The sequence below is a fragment of the Bacteroidota bacterium genome (genome assembly GCA_016706255.1).
In the GTDB taxonomy this organism is placed as follows: domain Bacteria; phylum Bacteroidota; class Bacteroidia; order Chitinophagales; family BACL12; genus UBA7236.
This window is the reverse complement of record JADJJZ010000006.1, coordinates 295,179-316,616: the sequence shown is the minus strand read 5'-3', so window position 1 is coordinate 316,616 and position 21,438 is coordinate 295,179. Positions and strand designations below refer to the sequence as shown.

At 37.3% G+C, this 21,438-nt stretch carries 19 protein-coding genes; 12 read left to right on the top strand and 7 right to left on the bottom strand.

Translation table 11 applies throughout. The features are described from left to right. The first annotated feature begins 98 nt into the window (after window positions 1-98). The 10 genes from IPI65_10055 (at window position 99) to IPI65_10010 (ending at window position 12,523) form a co-directional block, all read left to right on the top strand. The gene (locus tag IPI65_10055) at window positions 99-2,558 is read left to right on the top strand and encodes a T9SS type A sorting domain-containing protein (protein MBK7441854.1); all 2,460 of its coding nucleotides are present in this window, start codon (window positions 99-101) and stop codon (window positions 2,556-2,558) included. A 170-nt stretch (window positions 2,559-2,728) separates the two neighbouring features. After that, the gene (locus IPI65_10050) at window positions 2,729-5,188 is read left to right on the top strand and encodes a T9SS type A sorting domain-containing protein (protein MBK7441853.1); all 2,460 of its coding nucleotides are present in this window, start codon (window positions 2,729-2,731) and stop codon (window positions 5,186-5,188) included. Window positions 5,189-5,305: 117 nt separating this feature from the next. Beyond that, window positions 5,306-6,070: a DUF547 domain-containing protein gene (locus IPI65_10045; GenBank protein ID MBK7441852.1), complete on the top strand. Its 765-nt coding sequence runs from the start codon at window positions 5,306-5,308 to the stop codon at window positions 6,068-6,070. Window positions 6,071-6,183: 113 nt separating this feature from the next. Further along, on the top strand, window positions 6,184-7,521 hold the full coding sequence (locus IPI65_10040; GenBank protein ID MBK7441851.1) for an NAD(P)/FAD-dependent oxidoreductase: 1,338 nt from the start codon (window positions 6,184-6,186) through the stop codon (window positions 7,519-7,521). Between the two features lie 153 nt (window positions 7,522-7,674). Beyond that, complete coding sequence (locus IPI65_10035; GenBank protein ID MBK7441850.1) at window positions 7,675-8,922, top strand: 4Fe-4S binding protein; 1,248 nt, start codon at window positions 7,675-7,677, stop codon at window positions 8,920-8,922. Between the two features lie 85 nt (window positions 8,923-9,007). Then, the gene (locus tag IPI65_10030; GenBank protein MBK7441849.1) at window positions 9,008-9,325 is read left to right on the top strand and encodes a glycosyltransferase family 2 protein; all 318 of its coding nucleotides are present in this window, start codon (window positions 9,008-9,010) and stop codon (window positions 9,323-9,325) included. A 62-nt stretch (window positions 9,326-9,387) separates the two neighbouring features. After that, window positions 9,388-9,699: a hypothetical protein gene (locus IPI65_10025; GenBank protein ID MBK7441848.1), complete on the top strand. Its 312-nt coding sequence runs from the start codon at window positions 9,388-9,390 to the stop codon at window positions 9,697-9,699. Between the two features lie 15 nt (window positions 9,700-9,714). Next, window positions 9,715-11,193 carry a glycosyltransferase gene (locus IPI65_10020; GenBank protein ID MBK7441847.1) on the top strand — a complete coding sequence of 493 codons (1,479 nt, stop codon included), beginning with the start codon at window positions 9,715-9,717 and terminating at the stop codon, window positions 11,191-11,193. 236 nt (window positions 11,194-11,429) lie between these two features. Next, window positions 11,430-11,720, top strand: a complete 291-nt coding sequence (locus IPI65_10015; protein ID MBK7441846.1) for a hypothetical protein — start codon at window positions 11,430-11,432, stop codon at window positions 11,718-11,720. Continuing rightward, window positions 11,675-12,523 carry a hypothetical protein gene (locus tag IPI65_10010; protein MBK7441845.1) on the top strand — a complete coding sequence of 283 codons (849 nt, stop codon included), beginning with the start codon at window positions 11,675-11,677 and terminating at the stop codon, window positions 12,521-12,523. Before IPI65_10015 ends, IPI65_10010 begins: the two co-directional genes overlap by 46 nt. Window positions 12,524-12,594: 71 nt before the next feature. Here IPI65_10010 and IPI65_10005 read toward each other — a convergent pair whose 3' ends face one another. The 7 genes from IPI65_10005 to IPI65_09975 all read right to left on the bottom strand — a co-directional run bounded on the left by IPI65_10005 (window position 12,595) and on the right by IPI65_09975 (window position 17,973). Then, window positions 12,595-12,861, bottom strand: a complete 267-nt coding sequence (locus IPI65_10005; GenBank protein ID MBK7441844.1) for a hypothetical protein — start codon at window positions 12,859-12,861, stop codon at window positions 12,595-12,597. A gap of 11 nt (window positions 12,862-12,872) precedes the next feature. Then, on the bottom strand, window positions 12,873-13,352 hold the full coding sequence (locus tag IPI65_10000; GenBank protein ID MBK7441843.1) for a hypothetical protein: 480 nt from the start codon (window positions 13,350-13,352) through the stop codon (window positions 12,873-12,875). Window positions 13,353-13,455: 103 nt separating this feature from the next. Beyond that, on the bottom strand, window positions 13,456-13,899 hold the full coding sequence (locus IPI65_09995) for an OmpA family protein (GenBank protein MBK7441842.1): 444 nt from the start codon (window positions 13,897-13,899) through the stop codon (window positions 13,456-13,458). Window positions 13,900-13,985: 86 nt separating this feature from the next. After that, window positions 13,986-14,579 (bottom strand): hypothetical protein, encoded by a 594-nt coding sequence (locus IPI65_09990; protein ID MBK7441841.1) that lies wholly within the window; start codon window positions 14,577-14,579, stop codon window positions 13,986-13,988. 812 nt (window positions 14,580-15,391) lie between these two features. Beyond that, window positions 15,392-16,000 carry a gliding motility-associated C-terminal domain-containing protein gene (locus IPI65_09985; GenBank protein MBK7441840.1) on the bottom strand — a complete coding sequence of 203 codons (609 nt, stop codon included), beginning with the start codon at window positions 15,998-16,000 and terminating at the stop codon, window positions 15,392-15,394. Next, window positions 15,970-17,265: a SprB repeat-containing protein gene (locus tag IPI65_09980; GenBank protein MBK7441839.1), complete on the bottom strand. Its 1,296-nt coding sequence runs from the start codon at window positions 17,263-17,265 to the stop codon at window positions 15,970-15,972. Before IPI65_09980 ends, IPI65_09985 begins: the two co-directional genes overlap by 31 nt. 39 nt (window positions 17,266-17,304) lie before the next feature. Then, window positions 17,305-17,973 carry a DUF2461 domain-containing protein gene (locus IPI65_09975; protein MBK7441838.1) on the bottom strand — a complete coding sequence of 223 codons (669 nt, stop codon included), beginning with the start codon at window positions 17,971-17,973 and terminating at the stop codon, window positions 17,305-17,307. Between the two features lie 73 nt (window positions 17,974-18,046). On the opposite strand from IPI65_09975, the gene IPI65_09970 reads away from it, so the two are divergent. Together IPI65_09970 and IPI65_09965 are read left to right on the top strand one after the other, a co-directional pair. Continuing rightward, complete coding sequence (locus tag IPI65_09970; protein ID MBK7441837.1) at window positions 18,047-18,976, top strand: hypothetical protein; 930 nt, start codon at window positions 18,047-18,049, stop codon at window positions 18,974-18,976. Between the two features lie 150 nt (window positions 18,977-19,126). Continuing rightward, entirely contained in the window at window positions 19,127-21,412 is a 2,286-nt protein-coding gene (locus tag IPI65_09965; protein MBK7441836.1) for a T9SS type A sorting domain-containing protein, read from the top strand. The last annotated feature ends 26 nt before the right edge of the window (window positions 21,413-21,438 follow it).

Here is a 21,438-nt window from a genome sequence, read left to right as displayed (position 1 = left end):
ATCCGAAATATTTGTATAAACATAGATTTTTTTGCACTTTTATGCTTAATTCTCTCCACAGGCATACACAAGTTATTTAACCCTAAATAAATTGAATTATGAAAAAGTTTTACAAACAATTTTTATTTACTACCGGCTTGCTGATGATCACCCTAGGTGTTTTTGGTCAGGATGCTGCATTAAAACCGGTAGCAAAAATGGTAGCAGAAACCAGAAATGCAGGTATACCATTTAAAAAAGCTGAACCGTTCACACCACAAATTAATTCACCTTACAAAATAAGCACTTCAACATTTGCAAAGGATATCACGTTTGCAAGTTTGAGTAGCGAATCTGTTAAAACACTTTTTACCAATAAAAGTGAAGCAATAGAATTATCTATTCCTTATAAAGAAAGTGCAATAACACTTGATTTAGTGCAGGTAAATATTTTTGCTGATGGTTTCGAAGTACTTTCTAGTGCTGACGGTGGTAAAGTAGAAAATTTTAATCCCGGTGTTTATTATCAGGGAACAATTAAAGATGATCCTTCATCTATTGTTGCCATCAGTATTTTTGAAGATGAAATTATGGGTGTAATTTCTTCTTCCGATAAAGGCAATATTAATGTCGGTCGATATGGTAAAGGATTAAAATCAGATTATATGATTTATTCCGATTGGGATGTAATTGTAAATCCTGCAAGTTTAGGATGTGCAACAGCAGATAATCCTGATTACCTCGATGAATTTCATCAGCTCATGGAAATTGAAGGCAGTTCACGTATTACCAATTGTCCGAAAATTTATTTCGAAGCAGATTATCAGTTATATCAAAATAAAGGAAGTGTAACTGCAACAGCAAATTATATTACCGGTATTTATAATAACTCAGCAGTAATTTATACCAATGAAAGTGTACCAACACAAATTTCAACCATTTTTGTTTGGAGTACTGCTGATGGTTATGCAAGTGGTTCATCGTATGATGCATTAAATTCATTTATGGCATTTCGCACATCATTTACCGGCGATATTGCACATTTAGTTGCATTGGATCCAGGCGGACTTGGTGGAGTTGCAGCTACAATAAATGGCTTGTGTAATTCATACAAATATTGTTACAGCGATATTGATGCAACATATAATGATTTTCCAACTTATAGCTGGACGGTTATGGTTGTAACACATGAAATGGGCCATTTATTCGGAAGTTATCATACACAAAATTGTGGCGCATGGGTTGGTGGTGCTTTAGATAATTGTTATACAACAGAAGGCGGTTGCCCGGCAGGTCCTGCACCGGTTGGCGGCGGAACAATTATGAGTTATTGCCATTTAACCGGATACGGAATTAATTTAGCAAACGGATTTGGTGTTCAACCGGGAAATGCAATTCGAAATACCATTTCTGCAGCAGGTTGTGTTACTTCTTGCGGTGGTGTTCCTGCATATTGTTTATCTAAAGGATTAAGTACTGCCGATGAATGGTTGCAAACTGTTACAATGAACGGCACCACAAAAAATTCCGGTAATAATTCAGGTTATGCCGATTTTACTGCAACTACAATTAATTTAACGCCCGGTGTATCAGCAGGATTTACATTAACACCTGGTTATACCGGGACTGTATATCCTGAATATTTTTCTATTTGGATAGATTATAATAAAGATCTTGATTTTAATGATGCAGGTGAAAATGTATATAATTCAGGTGCAGCTACTGCGGCAGTTTCAGGAAGTTTTGTGGTAACTGCAGGCATGACAGGCACAACAAGAATGCGTGTATCAATGAAATATAATGCATTGGCTACATCATGCGAAACTTTTGATTACGGTGAAGTTGAAGATTATACTGTTTCATTTAATCCGGTAATTACTTATTGCAGCAGCGCAGGTACATCATCAACTACACGTTATATCGATTATGTAAAATTAAATACCATTAACCGGACCTCCGGCAGCGATGGCGGATATTACAACGGCACAGGAACATTAACCAATATTGTAAAAGGAACTACCTATACGTTAACTTACAGTGCGGGATTTTCAGGCACCATTTATCAAATGTATTGGAGAGGATGGATTGATTATAATCGTGATGGTGATTTTAGCGATGCAGGCGAACAAGTTTTTCAGAAAAAAGCAACAACAGCCGCTTCTTTAACCAAAAATATTTTAGTGCCTACAACTGCAAGTACAGGAACTACTCGTTTACGCATTAGTGCTAAATACGGTGCATATCCTACAGCATGTGAAACATTTGCCAATGGCGAGGTTGAAGATTATACGGTTAATATTATGCCGGCATTACCTTCAGGTGAAGTAATACCGTTTAGTCTGACTGTTTTCCCTAATCCTGGATCAGGCGTATTTAATATTGAATTTTTAAATGCCATTTCAGGCGGTGTCCAATTAGATGTATTTGATATTACAGGAAAAATAATCAGTTCCGAAAATATTGAAAGTGAAAATGGTATGATTGTACTGGATATTACGAATGCAGCTCCTGGCTTATACTTCGTAAAAACTACTCAGGCCGATGGAACAACAGCGGTGAAACAGATTGTTAAACAATAAAAATCTTAAATAGTCGAAAAAGCGGGTTGTTGACCAAACAACCCGCTTTTTTTATGACATAAACCACAATGCAGAAATACTTACAATAATGTATTTAGCACCGTTTTGTACGTTACCTTTGAATTTATAGTCAGGCAGACTCGCATTTATTTATTTGGTAATTTTTTAATATGGCAAATACACGATCTGCTCTGGTTTTAATATTTTCTGTTTGTTCACTCCATTTGTACTGTCAGGTTAACGGAACAAAACCTGTCGCTCAAAAAATTGTTGAATCGCGAAGCGAGGGATTTGACTTTAAAACAACCAGCCCATTTAATGTTCAAACTGATGCAACATATAAATCTACATCATCACCTTTTGCCAACAACATTACATATGCAAAATTAAATGTGGACGAGATTCAAAATTTATATAATTCAAAGCACAATGCTATTTCACTGACTTTACCCTTTAAGAATGAAAATTTAATTTTAGATTTAGTAAGAGTTGATTTATTTGCAGAAGATTTTAAAGTGTATACCAGTGGTCAGGAATCGCCGGTTGATTATCATCCGGGAATTTATTACCAGGGAATAATTAAAGATGACCCAACGTCTTTAGTCGCCATTTCAATATTTGAAGATGAAATGATGGGAACCGTTTCAAAATTAAATTCCGGTAACATTAATATCGGGCGATATAAAAAGGGCTTTATTGATGATTATTTAATTTATTCTGATGCTGATATATTAGTTGACCCTCAACTTGGGACTTGTGAAACAACTTTTGATCCGGATTATCTTGAAGCTTACAACGAAATAATGCAAAATGTTGAAGGTAGTCGCGATGTAAAATGCCCTAAAATTTATTTTGAAGCCGATTATGATATTTATTTAAATTACGGCTTAGGAACAGTATCGGGAACAGCAGATTATGTTACCAATTTATTTAATAATTCGAATGCAATATTTACCAATGAATTTGTTTCTACCGAAATTCAAACAATTTTTATTTGGACTACACCGGATATTTATTCTGATTTATCTTCCGGTGATAAATTGGCATCATTTAGTGCATACCGACCTTCATTTACAGGTGATATAGCCCAATTATTAGCAATTTATGGCGGTGGTGGTGGTTTAGCCAGTACCGTTAACGGATTATGCAACGGATATGGATATAGTGTTAGCTGGATAAGCGGAACATATTCCGACTATCCAACATATAGTTGGCCGGTATTTGTAGTGACACATGAAATAGGGCATTTATTTGGAAGTGCTCATACACAAAGTTGTTTTGCGTGGGTTGGCGGAGCACTTGATAATTGTTATACTACAGAAGGTGGTTGTCCCCTTGGCCCTGAGCCTATAGACGGTGGAACAATTATGAGCTATTGTCACGTTACCGCTTACGGTGTAAATTTTGCAAATGGCTTTGGACCACAACCCGGTGATGCAATTAGAAACACAATTGCTGCCGCTTATTGTATTGATGCTTGCGGTATTTATAATTATAATCCATATTGTTATCCATTTCCATTTAATACAGATAATGAATGGATTCAATCGGTAAAAATGGCCGGCGTTGCATCAATTACAGGCAACAATGGAGGATTCGGCAATTTTATTGGAACAACATTTAATTTAACACAGGGAATTAATAATACAATTAAAATAACACCGGGTTATCCGGGTACACCTATTGATGTTTCAATTGGTGCGTGGATTGATTTTAATAAAGATGGTGACTTTTTTGATGCGGGAGAAGAAATTGTAAATAGCGCAGCAATAACATCAACATTAACTGCTGTATTTTTTTGCCCAACCGGCTTAAGTGGAACAACCCGCATGCGCATTTTATTAAAATATGGGGGTCCAATTACTACGCCCTGTGATATATTTTTTGGAGAAGCTGAAGATTATACTATTTCATTTGATACACCTGTAATTTATTGCACTTCTTCAGGTTTAGATGCTACCAACCGATATATTGATAATATAAAACTAAATGAAATATCAAGAGTATCAGCCAGTGATGGCGGATATTATGACGGAACAGCCACTTCAACAAATTTGACACAGGGAACAACCTATACCTTTACCTACAGTGCCGGATTTACCGGTATTGCAGAACAATTATTTTGGCGCGCATGGATTGATTTTAATGGGGATGGCGATTTTACGGATGCCGGAGAAAAATTAATTCAAAAAAAAGTAACAAGTGCTGCGAATTTGAATAAAAACATTACCATTCCAATTTCTGCAATACCCGGAACTACAAGATTAAGAGTAAGTGCTAAATATGGTGCATATGCATCACCATGCGAAAATTTTGCATCAGGCGAAGTAGAAGATTACACCATAAATATTCTTCCTGCTTTAATCCCTCAAAACAAACCGCTTTTCGAATGGAATATTTATCCAAATCCAACAAACGGAGAATTAATTATAAATTATAAAAACACATTTAAAGGTGGTGTTGTAGTTTCAATATTTAGTATTACCGGTGTAAATTATTTTAACTCCAATAGCACGGGAGAAAATGGAGAAATTTATATCAATATCGAAAATGCACCCGCAGGAATTTACTTTATTAAACTTACTCAACTTGATGGCAGCGTTTCCAATAAACATTTTGTTAAATTTTAATTGCCTTTCTGCTTTTTGTATTGGAGAAACCTAATACCTGTTTATAAGTATTAGAATCCCCCGCCAAGGGAACCGGAATTGATTCAATTTCGTATATTTATCCATAACAGACATACTATGCGAAACCTGATACTTGTAAGTTTAATTGCACTTTGCACCTCGTGCACCCTCCCGTCGTGCCGAACATTAAACGGAATTCAAACCGATGCCAAACCATTTACACATGAATTATGGACCGATTTACTGCAAAAAAATGTAAATGCCGACGGATGGGTTAATTATGAAGGATTTATGGCCGATAGTATTAAACTCAATAATTATCTCCAATTAATTGAAGCAAATTATCCTAATGAAAAAACCTGGAGTCGTGAAGAAATTCTTGCTTATTGGATAAATGCTTATAATGCGTATACCGTTCAATTAATTATTCGCAACTATCCTGTTGTAAGTATTAAAGATATAAAACCCGGTGTTGCATTTGTAAATTCGGTTTGGGATATAAAATTTATTACCATTCAGGGTCAGGAACTCGATTTAAATAATATCGAACATAATATTTTACGGAAAATGGATGAACCAAGAATTCACTTTGCCGTAAACTGCGCAAGTTACTCTTGTCCGAAATTATTAAACGAAGCCTACGAAGCAAAAAAAATAGATAAACAACTGCAACAGCAAGCCGAAGATTTTATCAACGACCCTACCCGTAATAAAATTACAGCTGAAAAAGCAACGGTAAGCAGCATATTTAACTGGTTTACCAGCGATTTTACAAAAGATGGTTCTTTGAAAGATTTTTTGAACCAATACAGTAAAATTAAACTTACCGAATCAACCGAAGTGGAGTTTATGGATTACAACTGGAATTTGAACAAACAATAAACGATACTGACAAAATATAACGTAAGGTTATTTTTCAGTTAAAAGAACGGAACTATTCGTTTTTTGTTCTTAATTTCATACCGCAATCATTTTACCTTCGCCGCCACTCGCTTATGCATATTGTAATAATTGGAAATGGAATAACAGGTATCACAGCCGCAAGAACTATCCGAAAACATTCGGATCACGAAATAACTGTGATTTCAGGAGAAACAGATTATTTTTTCAGCAGAACTGCCCTCATGTATGTTTACATGGGCCACATGAAATTTAAAGATATTCAGCCTTATGAAAATTGGTTCTGGGAAAAAAATAGAATCAATCTCAAAAAAGGTTGGGTGCAAACTATCGACATTCAAACAAAACAAGTTGTATTCGACAACGCTGAAAGGCTTTCTTACGATAAATTATTAATTGCATCAGGCGCTAAACCAAATAAATTCGGTTGGCCGGGGCAAGATTTAATTGGTGTTCAGGGATTATATTCCTCCCAGGACCTCGAATCGCTCGAAGCCAACACAGCCAATGGTATTAATCGCGCAGTTATTGTGGGGGGAGGTTTAATCGGAATAGAAATGGCAGAAATGCTACATTCAAGGCATTATCCGGTAACATTATTAGTGCGTGAAAGTAATTATTGGAATAATATTCTGCCCGAACAGGAATCGCAAATGATTACCAGCCATATTCGTGAACATGGTTTCGATTTGCGATTAAATGAAACATTAAAAGAAATAAAAGGTGATGCAAATGGCCGCGTTAGCAGCATCATAACAGGTAACGACGAAGAAATTCCTTGTCAGATCGTTGGCCTTACAGCAGGTGTTTCTCCAAATATTCAATTTTTAAAAGACAGTGGTATCAAAACCGATCGCGGTGTGGTTATCAACCAACATATGCATACTAGTATAGATGATATTTTTGCCGCCGGCGACTGTGCACAGTTTCAACATGCATTGCCCGACAGGCGTGTAATTGAACAGGTTTGGTATACCGGTAAATTACAGGGTGAAACCGCAGCATTTAACATGATGGGGCATCCACGCGTTTATGAACCCGGCTATTGGTTCAACAGTGCTAAATTTTTAGATATCGAATATCAAACCTATGGAACTGTACTTAATACCTTACGCGAAGGCGAAGCAGAATTTTATTGGGAAAGTGCCGATCATCAAAAATGTGTGCACGTAGTTTATCGCGAAGCAGACCATTTATTTATCGGTATTAATGTATTCGGTATCAGAATGCGACACGAAATATTTAATCGCTGGTTACTGGAAAAACGAAATGTGGAACATATCATGGCACATTTAAGTGTGGCAAATTTCGACCCTGAGTTTTTCAAAACATTTGAAGCTGAAATTATCGAGGCATGGAATACACAACATCCGCAACTTCGCGTTCAATTAAAACCAAAATCAGCTTTCAAAAAATTGATTTTTGGCAATTAAATTTAAAAAAAATTAAATCACTGTTCGCTAAACATATATAAAATGGCACAGGCAAATTCAAGTTTATCGTTATCTAATCCGCATCCTGCAAATTTTAACAATACCCAAAAAGCAGGTTTGGCAATAACCGGCATTGGTTTATTGGCATTTTTTATGGCCTGGGCGGGTGCTGCCAACCATCAGCCACTCATATTTTTAATTATCACCCTGCTTTGTTTTTTCGCAGGCGGAATTATTTATACCATCGGCACTTATGGACATCTGCCCCCGGGCATAAAAAATAACCGCACCATGTTTACATCGATGTCGGCACGCGGTGCATTAGCCTGGATTAGCGGCATCACCATTACCGGTTTTTACATTTTACTCTACTGGCGCGACTACTGGAAAAATTTATTCGGAGCCGATTTATTTGTTGGGCTCGTAAATTTATTTAACCCGCTGAGTATGGCTTTGCGCAACACAAAAGCCGACCAATGGTTTGTTTACGGTTCATTATATACCATTGCTGTTTTGGTAATGGGATTCAAGTTCATTTATAAATACCGCCATAGTAGCTATCAAATTATCCGAACTTCATCTGTCATGTTTTTTCAGTTAGGTTTTGCCTGGCTGTTACCGGGAATTATGAAGTCGCTTTATAATTATGAACCTTATCTCACCTATTTCTGGCCGCTTGATTATGATGCCATTTTTCCAAGCACTTTAAGTTATTTCCAAACACAGGGCGCTTTTGGTCAGTTTTTCATTTTTTGGGGTTTGGTGATGACATTTGTTGCAACACCGATACTTACCTATTTTTTTGGCAAACGCTGGTATTGCAGTTGGGTTTGCGGATGTGGTGGATTGGCAGAAACAGCCGGAGACCCTTTTCGTCACCTCAGCGATAAATCTTTAAAAGCCTGGAAAATTGAAAGATGGCTGATTCACAGCGTTTTGGCTGCCATTATTATCATTACCGTTTTATTATTGGTAGATAATAGTTTTAAAAATCAACTTTTAGGCGATTCTGCAAAAACAATGGCTAAAGGATACAGTTTTGTGATTGGGATGGTATTCAGTGGTGTAATCGGAGTTGGTTTTTATCCTTTAATGGGCAGCAGAGTATGGTGCCGTTTTGGTTGCCCAATGGCAGCGTATATGGGCTTGATTCAGCGATTTAAATCAAGGTTTAGAATCACTACAAACGGCTCACAGTGTATATCTTGCGGCAATTGCTCCACCTATTGTGAAATGGGAATCGACGTGCGTTCTTACGCCCAAAAAGGCCAGAATATAGTGCGCGCAAGTTGCGTTGGCTGTGGTGTTTGTGCTGCCGTTTGTCCGCGTGGTGTTTTGAAGCTGGAAAACGGCTCCGACAATAAAAACGCACCGAAATTTTGTTTACTTCCGAAGATTTGAAAATTCTATCTTAACAATATTTAAATATCATTTACAATTCACGTAATTTTGTGCACTTTTTCAGGGTTGCACCTCAAAGATGAACATGCAGAAAATCGTAGTAATAATTCCGGTTTTTAATGAAAGCGGATCGATTGGGCATGTTTTGAAGGACATACCCGCTGATTTGGTTACAGAAGTTATCGTAGTGAACAATGGTTCAACCGATAATACTGCTGAAATAGCCCGATCAATGGGAGCCACCGTGTTGCTGGAAGAAAGAAAGGGCTACGGGTCCGCTTGTTTGAAAGGTATAGCCTACTTAAAACAGCTTCCCGCAGAAAAGCAACCTGAAATAGTAGTGTTCATTGACGGTGATTATTCCGACTACCCCGAACAGATGCGGGAACTTGTCAGCAAATAGTATCAGGTAATGCTGATATGGTTATTGGCAGCCGCGCAAAAGGTAAACGCATCAAAGGGTCTATGGCTCCACAACAAATTTTTGGCAACTGGCTCGCAACCACGCTGATCAAATTGCTGTTTGGCGCCCGTTTTAGCGACCTCGGTCCGTTCAGAGCCATAACCTGGACAGCCCTGCTGGCGCTTGAAATGAAAGATACCAATTACGGGTGGACGGTGGAAATGCAAATTAAAGCAGCCAAAAAGAAACTGAGATTTACCGAAATAGCCGTAGATTACAGACCAAGAATTGGCGTTTCCAAAATTACAGGCACCGTTAAAGGCACGATTATGGCCGGTTATACAATTATAACTACCATTTTTAAATATTATTGAACCTAACCGATTGACATGTCAATCACTATAATAGTAATTTATACCATAGCCATTACCCTGCTGTTCTTTTACTGCATAATGCAGTTGAGTTTAGCCATTCATTACATCAAGTTCAAGCGGAACCTGAAGAAGGAAGAAACAATTTTTACCATTCCTGAATCAGAATACCCGCATGTTACCGTGCAACTGCCGGTTTTCAACGAATTGTATGTTGTGGAACGTTTAATCGACGCTATCGCAGCATTCGACTATCCTGCCGATAAGTTAGAAATCCAGTTGCTCGACGACTCAACCGACGAAAGTTTTGAGATTGCCCGCAAAAAAGTGGATTTCTATCACCAAAAAGGTATCGATATCAAACAAATTCGCCGCCCTGAACGCAAAGGTTTCAAAGCCGGCGCCCTCGAATATGGTTTGAGAGAAGCAAAAGGCGAATACGTAGCCATTTTTGATGCCGACTTCGTTCCTTTTCCCGATTTCCTCAAAAAAACAATACCACATTTTTTATTGGATGATAAAATTGGCGTAGTTCAGGCCAAATGGGATCACCTCAATAAAGATTACAGCATACTCACCAAAATGCAGGCTTTTGCTTTAGATATGCATTTTACTATCGAGCAACAAGGCCGAAATGCTGCCGGTTATTTCATCAATTTTAACGGCACTGCCGGTGTTTGGCGTAAAGCAACTATTGAAGATGCAGGTGGATGGAAAGCCGATACCCTTACCGAAGACCTCGATTTAAGTTATCGTGCGCAATTACGCGGCTGGAAATTTAAATATGTAGAAAATGTTGTGGCTCCTGCAGAATTACCAACAGATATGAATGCACTTAAATCGCAACAATTCCGTTGGAACAAAGGTGGCGCTGAAACAGCTAAAAAAATTGGTTTACGTGTTATTAATGCCGAATTACCACTGCGTATCAAATTACATGCAGTTGCGCATTTATTTAATACCACCAACTATATCTTTATTCTCATCACTGCAATTTTAAGTGTTCCCCTGTTATTCATTAAAAATCAGGTTATCGATTTTAACTATTTCAAATACGCCAGTATCTTTTTAATGGGTTCTATTGCTATTGCGTATGCCTATTATATTTCAACTTTACAGCGCGAAAAAACAATGCGTAAAACACTGAGCGTGTATATTACACGTTTCCCTGTGTTCCTCGCTATTACAATGGGTATGAGCCTCCACAATGCCTGGGCTGTATTCAGAGGCTGGTTAGGTCAACAAACCGCATTTGTGCGCACTCCGAAATTTAATATCGTAAACGGAAAAGATATCTGGAAAAATAAAAAATATACAGCATCTAAAATCAGCCCGATTACTTATTTGGAAGGCCTTTTTAGTTTGTATTTTTTGAGCGGTATCATCATGGGCTTTTATTATGAAGACTATGGTTTATTACCTTTCCACATGCTCGCATTCTCCGGTTTCGCAATTATTTTCTACTTTTCGCTTAAACATTCAAGGTTTAACTCTTAGAAAATGAACAAAACAACAATCACCGGACCATGGAGATTTGTTGTTTATGTGTTGTTTGCAGGTTTGTTTTTGCTGATTAACTACAGCACTCAACGAACCGAATTCATTCAACTCATCAGCCTGTATTGCTGTGCATTTTTGTTATACATTGTTATATGTAAAACTGGATAACCCCTGCCCTTGCTGATGAAGGAAAATGGTTGGGTATACTTATCCGATTTAGCATTTTATTCAGCATGCCCAATTTAACTGACGATTTTTATCGTTTTATTTGGGATGGACATCTCACCATAAATCATATTAACCCTTATGCCTATACACCTGATATGGTGAAAGCACAACATTATTTGGGTGCAGATAATATGGTACTGAATGACAGTTTATACAACGCACTCAATTCAAAACCGTATTTTACAATTTACCCGCCCTTAAGTCAATTCCTGTTTTCTGTATCAGCACATCTTTCAGGTGGCAATTTATTGTGGAATCAGATTATTCTAAAAATCTTTATTTTTTTTTTGAAATAGGCAGCATTTTACTCATTCCTAAAATATTAAAACAGCTTAATCTCAATTCCAATTTACAATTATTATACACCTTAAATCCGCTTGTAATTTTAGAGCTGACCGGCAATTTACATTTTGAAGGTATTATGATATTCTTTTTATTGCTGGCTATTTATTTTCTCAATAAACAAAAACTAACCTTTTCTGCAATTGCATTCGGATTTGCCATTGGTGCAAAGTTGTGGCCCATTATGCTGATGCCTTTATTATTTAAACGATTGGGCTTTAAACAAACAATTATTTATTCAATTATTAGCGGTGTAGTGAGCATCATTATTTTATTCCCTATGCTGCTGCAGTATGCTAATATTTTTTCCAGTTTAAATTTATACTTCCAGCAATTTGAATTTAATGCTTCAGTATATTATTTATTACGTTGGATTATTAATAAAGATGAAAATTTTGAAACGTTTACCCTCATGCGGCAATTGCTGCCATTTGTAACTATAATTGCCATAAGTGTTTTAAGTTATTTCTACCAAAAAGATAAGTTCATTACTGCACTTCAATTAGCTTTTTCTATTTACTGTTTATTCGCCACAACCATGCATCCATGGTATATTACGCCACTAATTATGTTGAGTGTATTTTCCGGTTACCGATATGCAATTTTGTGGTCGCTGCTTATTTATTTCACTTACATTACCTATGTCGATATCACCTACCCGGAAAATTATTTTGTGGTGGTGATGGAGTATTTAGTTGTAATCGGTTTTTGTTTGTATGAAGTATTTAAATTACAAAAAAGGCCGGAAAAATATTGAATTAAAATTTTGGTATGTAGTTAGGACCGGGATTTTAAATTCGCAGCGGCTTTTAAAAAAAATAGTATAGATTAATTTATATTTAATAAAAGCGCCCTATAAAAAACACTTAAGTCTTTTTCATTCGGATGCAAAAGCAATTTATTGCCAGAATTTTGAAAATCATCATATTTTAATCTGATTTTATTTGAATCAACTCCCTCACCTATCAAAAAGTTAGCAACATAATACATTCTAATAATTCCTAAATCACTGTTTTCTATATCATAGTCATAATTACCATCTATTTCAATAGTTAGATTTGGGTTATGGATCAATAAGTCAGCTGTTCTGTTCAAGAAATCTAAACTTACTGAATCCGGAATATTTGAATTAAAATCAAAAATATTATTGGCAAAATCCATTCATCATAATTGCTTCCTAACATAGATTTGCAAGGATAACCACTTTCGCGAATTATTGAATCCATCATTTTATTTGATAGCGTGTCAATAGGTAGAACTCCATCATTATCGAAACAATCCAAAACCCCATCTCCATCACTATCAACAGCCACACCATTTGAATCAACGGGTGCAAATGCCGGTGTATTTAATTGTAAATCAAAAACATTAAATACACCATCTGCATCATCATCTTTAAAATATGTTTCCGGATCAAATTGAGTGATTTCGCAACTGCTGCAATAAGGTGTCCAGGTAGCTTCCTGTTTATGTTTTTTATGCTTAAAGAATGAGCGTTTTGTTTTAATGGTATCGTTAGGTACAGATCGAGCTAAAAGCAATGAAGCTGTAAGGAGTAAAAAACACAGCAGACTGAATTGTTTCATGCTTTACGAATATACTGCGAAATAAACATTTTGGGAAACTCAAGTACATAAAAAAAGGGGTGGATTGCTCCACCCCTTTGGCTGTCATGATTATATGTATATATCAGTTCTTAATTATATGGAATTCAACACGACGGTTCATTTGGTGTTCCGCTTCTGTGTTAGCGTCTTTAATCATTACATCAGATTCACCTTTGTAAACGATTTTCAAACGGCTTTCTGCAACACCTTTACCAGTTAAGTAAGTGATAGCAGCTCTTGCGCGATTTTCAGATAATTTTAAGTTATAATCTTCAGATGCGCGAGTATCAGTGTGACCAACAACTTCAACGTTGATAGAAGTGTAACGTTTCATGATATCAGCAACCTGATTTAATTCAGGAACCGCATCAGGACGAATAGATGCACTGTTTAAGTCGAAGAAGATATAAGGAAGAATCCAGTCAGAAGCTGCACCGTTTCCACCTTTTTGATAATCTTTCAATCTTTGGTCAACATAGTTTTCAACCCAATCTTGAGTTAAGTGAACGTTCTGACAGTTTTCCATAGGTAATACTGGAGATGAGAATGGTTCTGGATCTTCAGAGTCAGGGCAACCATCTTTATCGCTGTCTAAGCTAACACCGTGAGTATCTACTGGAGTTCCTTCCGAGTGCTTGGTTCTTTATCTAAACGATCGATAACACCATCGTTATCTGAATCTTTTAATAAGTTGTCAGGGTCAATTTCATTTACTTTATCATACAAGTAAGTTAACGGGTTAACCATCCAAAGTGGGTCAACAGATTCGTCGCCACCTAAGCTGATACCTACGTTTAAGCTTGTATATTGGAATAAGTCATAGTGAGCGGTATAAGAACCGTCAAACTGCCAACGCTGACCGTCAGCTAAGTCATCAAAATAGTGAGTAGCTCTTTCTTCAAGGCCTATTTCTAATTTAGTACCAATTTTGTAAGAGATACCAAGACCACCTGATAATGAAGGGTTACGTACCCAAGTTGCACGAACTTCACCGGCGTCACGAGCTGCAGGGTTGGCTACCTCAGCCTGAGTTTCATATTCACCGTCTAATATACCGTGAATAGCGTCGATACGTTCTTTTTCAGATGTGTTCTGAGAACCAAAACCGCTAAGGATAGTTTGGAAATCGTAAGGATTACCTGCAGCATCCAAAGCATCGTAAGATGTATTAAACATTAAACCACCAACACCTACGAAAGCATACACTAAAAATTTAGGATCAGCTTTGTGGAAGTTGATGTTGTTAAGATTAACTAACAGGTCTAATGAACCGTGAGCAATCTGAGTTTTGTAGTTAGGAACCCAAACGTTACCTGTATAGTCAGCACCTTCCGAGTAATTCGTTGTAGGGCTGTTTGAAAAGGCACCATTTAAAGTTTTGTTGTAAGCATATGAACTTTCAATGAAATCTTGTCCATAAGCATTTGCATACATACCGTGTAAACGGAGTGATGTAACATATCCAAGACCTTTACGGATATTTAAACCAACACCAAATGCAGGTGAGTGGCTACCGCCGAATGGTTCTGACTTAATATCACCCTGGATTGCAGGAAGACCTAAGTTTAATCCAATTTGCCATTTGTTGGCTGGTTTTGGAGGAAATGAGCTCGATTGAGCGTTGGTGAAGGTAGCAATGCTTAAAAAGCATCAATACCGCTAACGTGAGTTTTCTACTAATCATGACGTATTAATTAATGTTTACAATATAATCGGTTATTAAAATATAATTTTTCAAATATGTTTATGCCGCAAAGCTATAACCCTTAGTCCGCTTATGCAAGTGTTTTACCGCAATTTGTGGAATTTTTCCTCAAATTCACGGAAAACAGTCAAGCCTGACGGAATATAACACAACCTTACATACGTGGAAATGTGTGTTATAGATCTTATGGCACTAGCATTGCGTGCTAGATTGAAACAAAGCTATGGTACAAAATGTAAAAACCAAAAAAAAAATGATTTTTTTTTAGAAATGATGCAACCAAACTTAAAATTTCAACATTGAAAGCCCTTTTTCAGGCCTTATAGCCTACCGGAGTAAGGTTATGGTGCGGTTTTTTAAGCGGCGTGTTCAGCGTTGTTACCGATTCTATATAATATATATAGGTGCCAATTTCCTGTGGTTTGTCATTTACATTGCCGTCCCAACCCTTGCCGATATCATCAGAAGTAAATACTAATTCGCCCCAGCGGTTATATATTGTAATATGGTAAGAAATCAGTAAATCGGTTTGAATATTAAACATATCGTTTAAACCATCACCGTTTGGTGTAAAAGCGTTGGGCACATTAAAATCAATATTTACCCAAACATACATTGAATCTACCGCTTCGCATCCATTTTCATCCGTAATCGTAATATAATAAACGGTATTAAAAGTTGGCTGTGCTGTGGGTTGCATACAATCGGTGCACGACAATCCTTCAGCGGGTTCCCATACAATACTTATAATCGGGTTAATGGCAGTAGCTGCCTGAATAATAACCGAACTGCCGTATTCAATAGTAAAATTCGGGCCTGCATCTACAACCGTTGGTTCAGGTTGAGATACAATAATGTTGTCAAATGTTTGTGTACAACCATTAGCATCCTTTACGGTAAATGTATATAAACCGGCTTCCATCGCAAGAAAATTGCTGTCTGTTTGCCAGTTAGTACCATCATACGTAAATATATATGGTGTAACACCGCCGCCGCCGTTGAGCTATCCTGACCATCACTACCCCCAAAACAAGTAACATCAACTGTTGCAACCGTGTCAAGCGTTAATAATGGTGGTTCCGTCAGGGTAATTTCCTGCACATAAGCACATCCGTCTACTTCCTGAATGGTAATTGTGTAAACACCCGGACCTAAGTCATAAATACTGTCTTCAACCGATCCTGTTGACCAAATGTAACTTACCGGATTAGTATTTCCGGTTACATCAACATCTATCCAGGCATTATTATCTCCGTTACAAACTATATTCTGAATATCCACGCCAACATCATAAGGGGTGGAAATGGTTACAATAACTTCATCGCTGTATGTAGTGCCATCGCATAAGGTAACCTCTGCTGTATAACTAGTTGTGGACGCGGGATTCACTTCAATACTGTCACCCGTTCCGATTACAGTGCCGGTTGCAGTTTCATACCAGGTAATTGCACTTGGCAACCATACCCAACTTTCATCATCTGCCGACCAGTCGGTTGCATTTCTGCCCACAACAGCATACCCCTGAGTGCCATCTTCATTTAAAATGCCCTGGGTGGCGATACCTAAATCCCATCCCGGACAAACATCAACATGTGTCAGGTGATTTTCTATTTTATTGGAAGTTTCGTAAAGCACAATCTGAAACGAACCAAGAAAACCGGTGCATGAAAACAGCGGCACATCATCATAACTCACAATCAATTTACGATTTGGCGCCACACCAACTACTTCGTGATAAATACAATTTGTACATAAACCCGAATGCCAGTCGGTCCAGGGCGCAAAAATTGCAGCTTTTGGCACATCTGCTGCCGCATCCGGAATAGGCCCGTCGGGTGTCCAGTTTACATCCATTCCGCCGGAGGGCGCTAAAAAACTAATCCATCCATTGGAAGCGATATAAAATTTATCATATATCTGACCGAAATAACAAAAATCGAAGCCGATGGAAAACGGGCCAACGTGGGTATCATCTACCATATTATGCACAGTGCCACCAACGGGTTCGGGGGCGTATGGGATAGATTGATATTCGTAGGTTGCTGTTCCGAAACTGCCATCTACATCGGCATGCAGCCAAACCGGCTGGGCACTGCAAATGGTGGTATCGGGATAAGCTACGATGCCCTGAGCGTTTAACACATGATTAAACAAAAAAATAACCGGGATGAGGAGGAGTTTTCGCATCGCCTATATAATTATTGGAAGTTGGCAACTCAAATTTACTTATTCTAAAGCATTATTTATAAATTTTACCAATGGAAATGCGGTTTTAAATGTAGCAACTACAGTTTTAATGAAAGCAGGGTCGGTAACCTCCGCATCAGTAAAGGTGTGTGACACTACAAAACTTTTATGTTTCAGATATTCCAAAGCCGCATTATCAGCATTGTAGCCCTTCGGCACCGTTTTTAATTTTTCAATTTCATCTAAAGTTTCAAACTGTTTTTTGAATGCAGCGGATTCCACTATTTTTTTGAAATCTTTAAAATTATAATCGATTTCCTGTCTGATTTTTGCGAGATTTTCAGGAATCGGCATGTAGGAACCGGCGGCGGCAAAACTTTTATTACCGGGCTGAATCTGGAAATAATATCCTGCCGTTTGCATGTTTTTTCCACCCATACTAAGCGTAGCCCCGAAATTGTTTTTGTAAGGACTTTTATCCTTCGAAAATCGCACGTCACGGTTGATTCGAAATATTGTTTTTTTAGCTTCCAATCCGGCAACACCTGAATCGATAGCGCCCATTTTGGTAATTAATTCGCCAATAAATTCAATAAAATTGGCTTTTGCCGCTTCATAATCAGGTCGGTTGGCATCAAACCAGGCTTTATTGTTATTTGCTGCAAGCTGTTTTAAAAATTTTAGCGAATTTTTTTGGATTTGTGACATGAAATATTCAATTTTATAGTTATGAATCAACAATACTTGCTCCTCTTCGTATTGTAAAACCAAAATTAGATATATGAAACAACATCTCACAATTATGTTGTTTTCATTTGTCGGAATTTGCAGCGGCCAGGAAGTTTCATATAGCCGCATACCGGAAGGATTTGTTTTAGCAGATGAAAACAATAGAGCTGGCAGTTGCGCCTCACCAAACGGGCCAATTGTATGTACCGAATTACCCGATTATCCAACCTATACTGAGGTATTCGATGCCGGGTGTTGCTATACGATCAATCCTGCAGTAAAAAATGCCACTTACTGCTATACGTTTACCAGTCCGGGCACAACTGCAACGCTCGATGCAGCTTTCACATTTACTTATGGCGGCGGATTTTCGTTGTGGTTTTCCGACTTCGAATTATTTACCTGCGCGCCGGGTTGTGTGTTGTTTGGGACGGGCCTGGTGTTTACCGGATTAACTCCCGGGCAGTGTTATACCTGGTGTTTCGACACCCATTTTACAGGCGGTGGCGGCGGGGCCGGATTTACTTCAATGTGCCCGTATTTTATTTATACTGCGCCGCTTCCAATAGAACTGACGGATTTTACGGCATCAGCTGAAATAGATAAAATTTTACTCAAATGGACTACAATTTCTGAGTCAAATTGTGACAGCTATACAATTTACAGGTCAAATGATGGAATTTTATTTCAAAGCTTAGGCAGTATTAGTGGTTCAGGGACAACAACTATTGAAAAAACATACTATTTTGAAGATAAGAATCCGGTTGCCGGAATAAATTACTACTATTTGCAGCAAACCGATTTTGGAGGTAATACAGTAAATTCGGAGGTAATATCCTGCAATTTTGACCAATTGCCCGTAGTTGTAAATTATTTTACGCTTAGCGGGCAATTAATTGATTATGAATCAGTTATGAGTGGAGTTTTATTGTTGAAATCTTCTTGTAACGAAAATTGTGTCTATCAGTTGGTGGTTAAATAACTTTCTATCCGGGTCAATCTTAGCTGTTTTTTCTAAAAAGAGGCTCCGGAATCTTCAAAAATTTTGCTGAAGTGTAAGAAAACCAGTATTTTTATTGGCTGAATTGGGGTGTAATCCTTCATTCAAACACACATAACGTCGAACTATTTTATGAAAAAGCAGTATTTATTTATTGTTTATTTACTTGTATCGTTTTGCTTGCAAAGCACCTATGCACAGCAAGGAAATAAGCCTTTGTTTTCAAAAGAATATAATTACACAACTTTTAGTAATTCCCGGGTTTTAATAAATGGAGAACTTGAAAAAAATTCAAGTGCTTATGCAAAATCGCATGAAGAATATGGTATTTTACCTTTTAATGCCGGTTGCGAAGACTGCAGTGAAATAATTGATCAGCGTACGGTAAATACAAGATATTATGTTGGTAATGATCCAAGCGAAAGGGATGTTTATGCGCAAACATCTTTAAACGATTTACATTATAAAAATGCAAACGGCGATTGGATAACTATTGATTACAGATTGCATCCCACAGACAATGAAAATATTTACAGTGCAATAAAACAAGAACAGCCTACTGCAATAAATTTTAATACAAATGCTACTTCTATCCAATTGACAGAAGCGTTCAGTTTTATTTTTAATAAAAGTTGGTTATTAAGTGGGAGCAACACACCGGAAATAACTAAATTAATGCAACCTTCAAATCATACTGTTGGCAACGATGGCGCAATTTTATATAACGCTTGGAATGGTATTGATATTCGCCATACATTTTCAAAAGGTAAAATTAAAACTGATTTTATTTTACATAATTTAAATGCAATTGATGCAGGTAGCGATTACAGTATTTTTAAAGAAACAATTACTTTACCCGAAGGATTTTCCATTATTCGCGATATTTATGAAGGTGAAGAAACCCCGAGTGGCCGTTGGAGTGGCGATTTAATTTTAGTTGATGCATTTGGAAATGAATTTGCACGTTTTGATCGTGTATTTACCTACATGGAAAATCCTGTTGATGAAGAAATGGCTGCAAACAATTTAATTGGTGAATATGCTGTTGAGCAAGTTGGAAATCAAGTGACTGTTTCATTGTATTTAGATAATAGCTGGTTAACAAACCCGGAAAGAACTTTCCCTATTGTAATTGACCCAACCGTTAGCGGCACGCCTGCATCCATAGCCGGAACACCACTTGGGTCGCGCTATTGGCCGGAATATTGTATTCACACCATGAACGTTTCTACTCCTGCAAATGCAACGTTAACTACAGCAAACGTTTCGTTAGATGTTGAAGCAAAAAATGGCGGTTGTACGCCAAGCGGAAATTGCGCAAAAAATTTCACAGTAGTCTATATATCGACAAGTTGCGGAGTTGATCCTATTGGAGCTCCCGGAATTATTTACACTTGTGTTGGCGGTGGAACTTGTTTAATTGCGGGACATTTAGTTTTAGCAACTACCAGTATGCCACATTTAGTATCCGGATGTTTTACACCAAGTTGCGCATCATTTACAATTCCATTTAATGTGCACTTACAACGATTGGCTTGTGTTAATACCGATCCGCTTTGTGATGTGCCTTGTATTCAATTAGATGATTTTGATGTTACTATAAAAGGAAAAACAGTAGAGGCAACAGCAACTGCTGCCGGAGGAACTTCTTACACGATTTTAAATTGCGCTGATCAATCAGATTGGCTAGCTCCAACAACTCCAATTTATGGGGTACCAGGTTATACTTATTCATGGTCACCAATTGGTGCAACAAGCGATAGCGTGTATGTAACTTTTCCTCTAGGTACAACATCATATACTTTGACAATTACAGACGCGTGCGGAAATACCGCTACCGATGTTGTTACTGTTACAAACAATTGTTTATTATTGCCATTACCTTTAACTGAATTTAGTGGCTATCATCTTGAAAAAAATAACTACTTAAGTTGGAGCACCCAATCTGAAATTGGCACAAATTATATTATCGAACGTTCAACTACCGGTAACGACTTCTATTCAATCGGTACCGTAGAATCTAAAAATAATTCCGGATTTCAAAATTATACCTTCGTTGATTTGAGTCCCGAAAGTCAGATTATTTATTACAGACTGAAACAAACAAATTCAAATAATGAAGTTATGTATTCAGATGTGATTGCAATTAAAACTTCATATCAACCGGGTAATGAAATAACTTCAACAATTTTTGATGCTGAAAGTAATACCCTGCACGTTAGTGTTAATTCTACAAACAATGGATCAGCAGTTATGACTGTTTACGACCTTTCCGGCAAAATAGTATTTACTAATTCAATTGCGCTGTCACAAGGAACTACAGTTGTTAAAACAACTTTACCTGAACTTGCCAAAGGAGCTTATTTAATTAATTTGCAATTAGCCGATACTAATATGGAAGGCAAGTTTGTCAATTAACAAGCTACTTTTCCTTACTTGAAAAA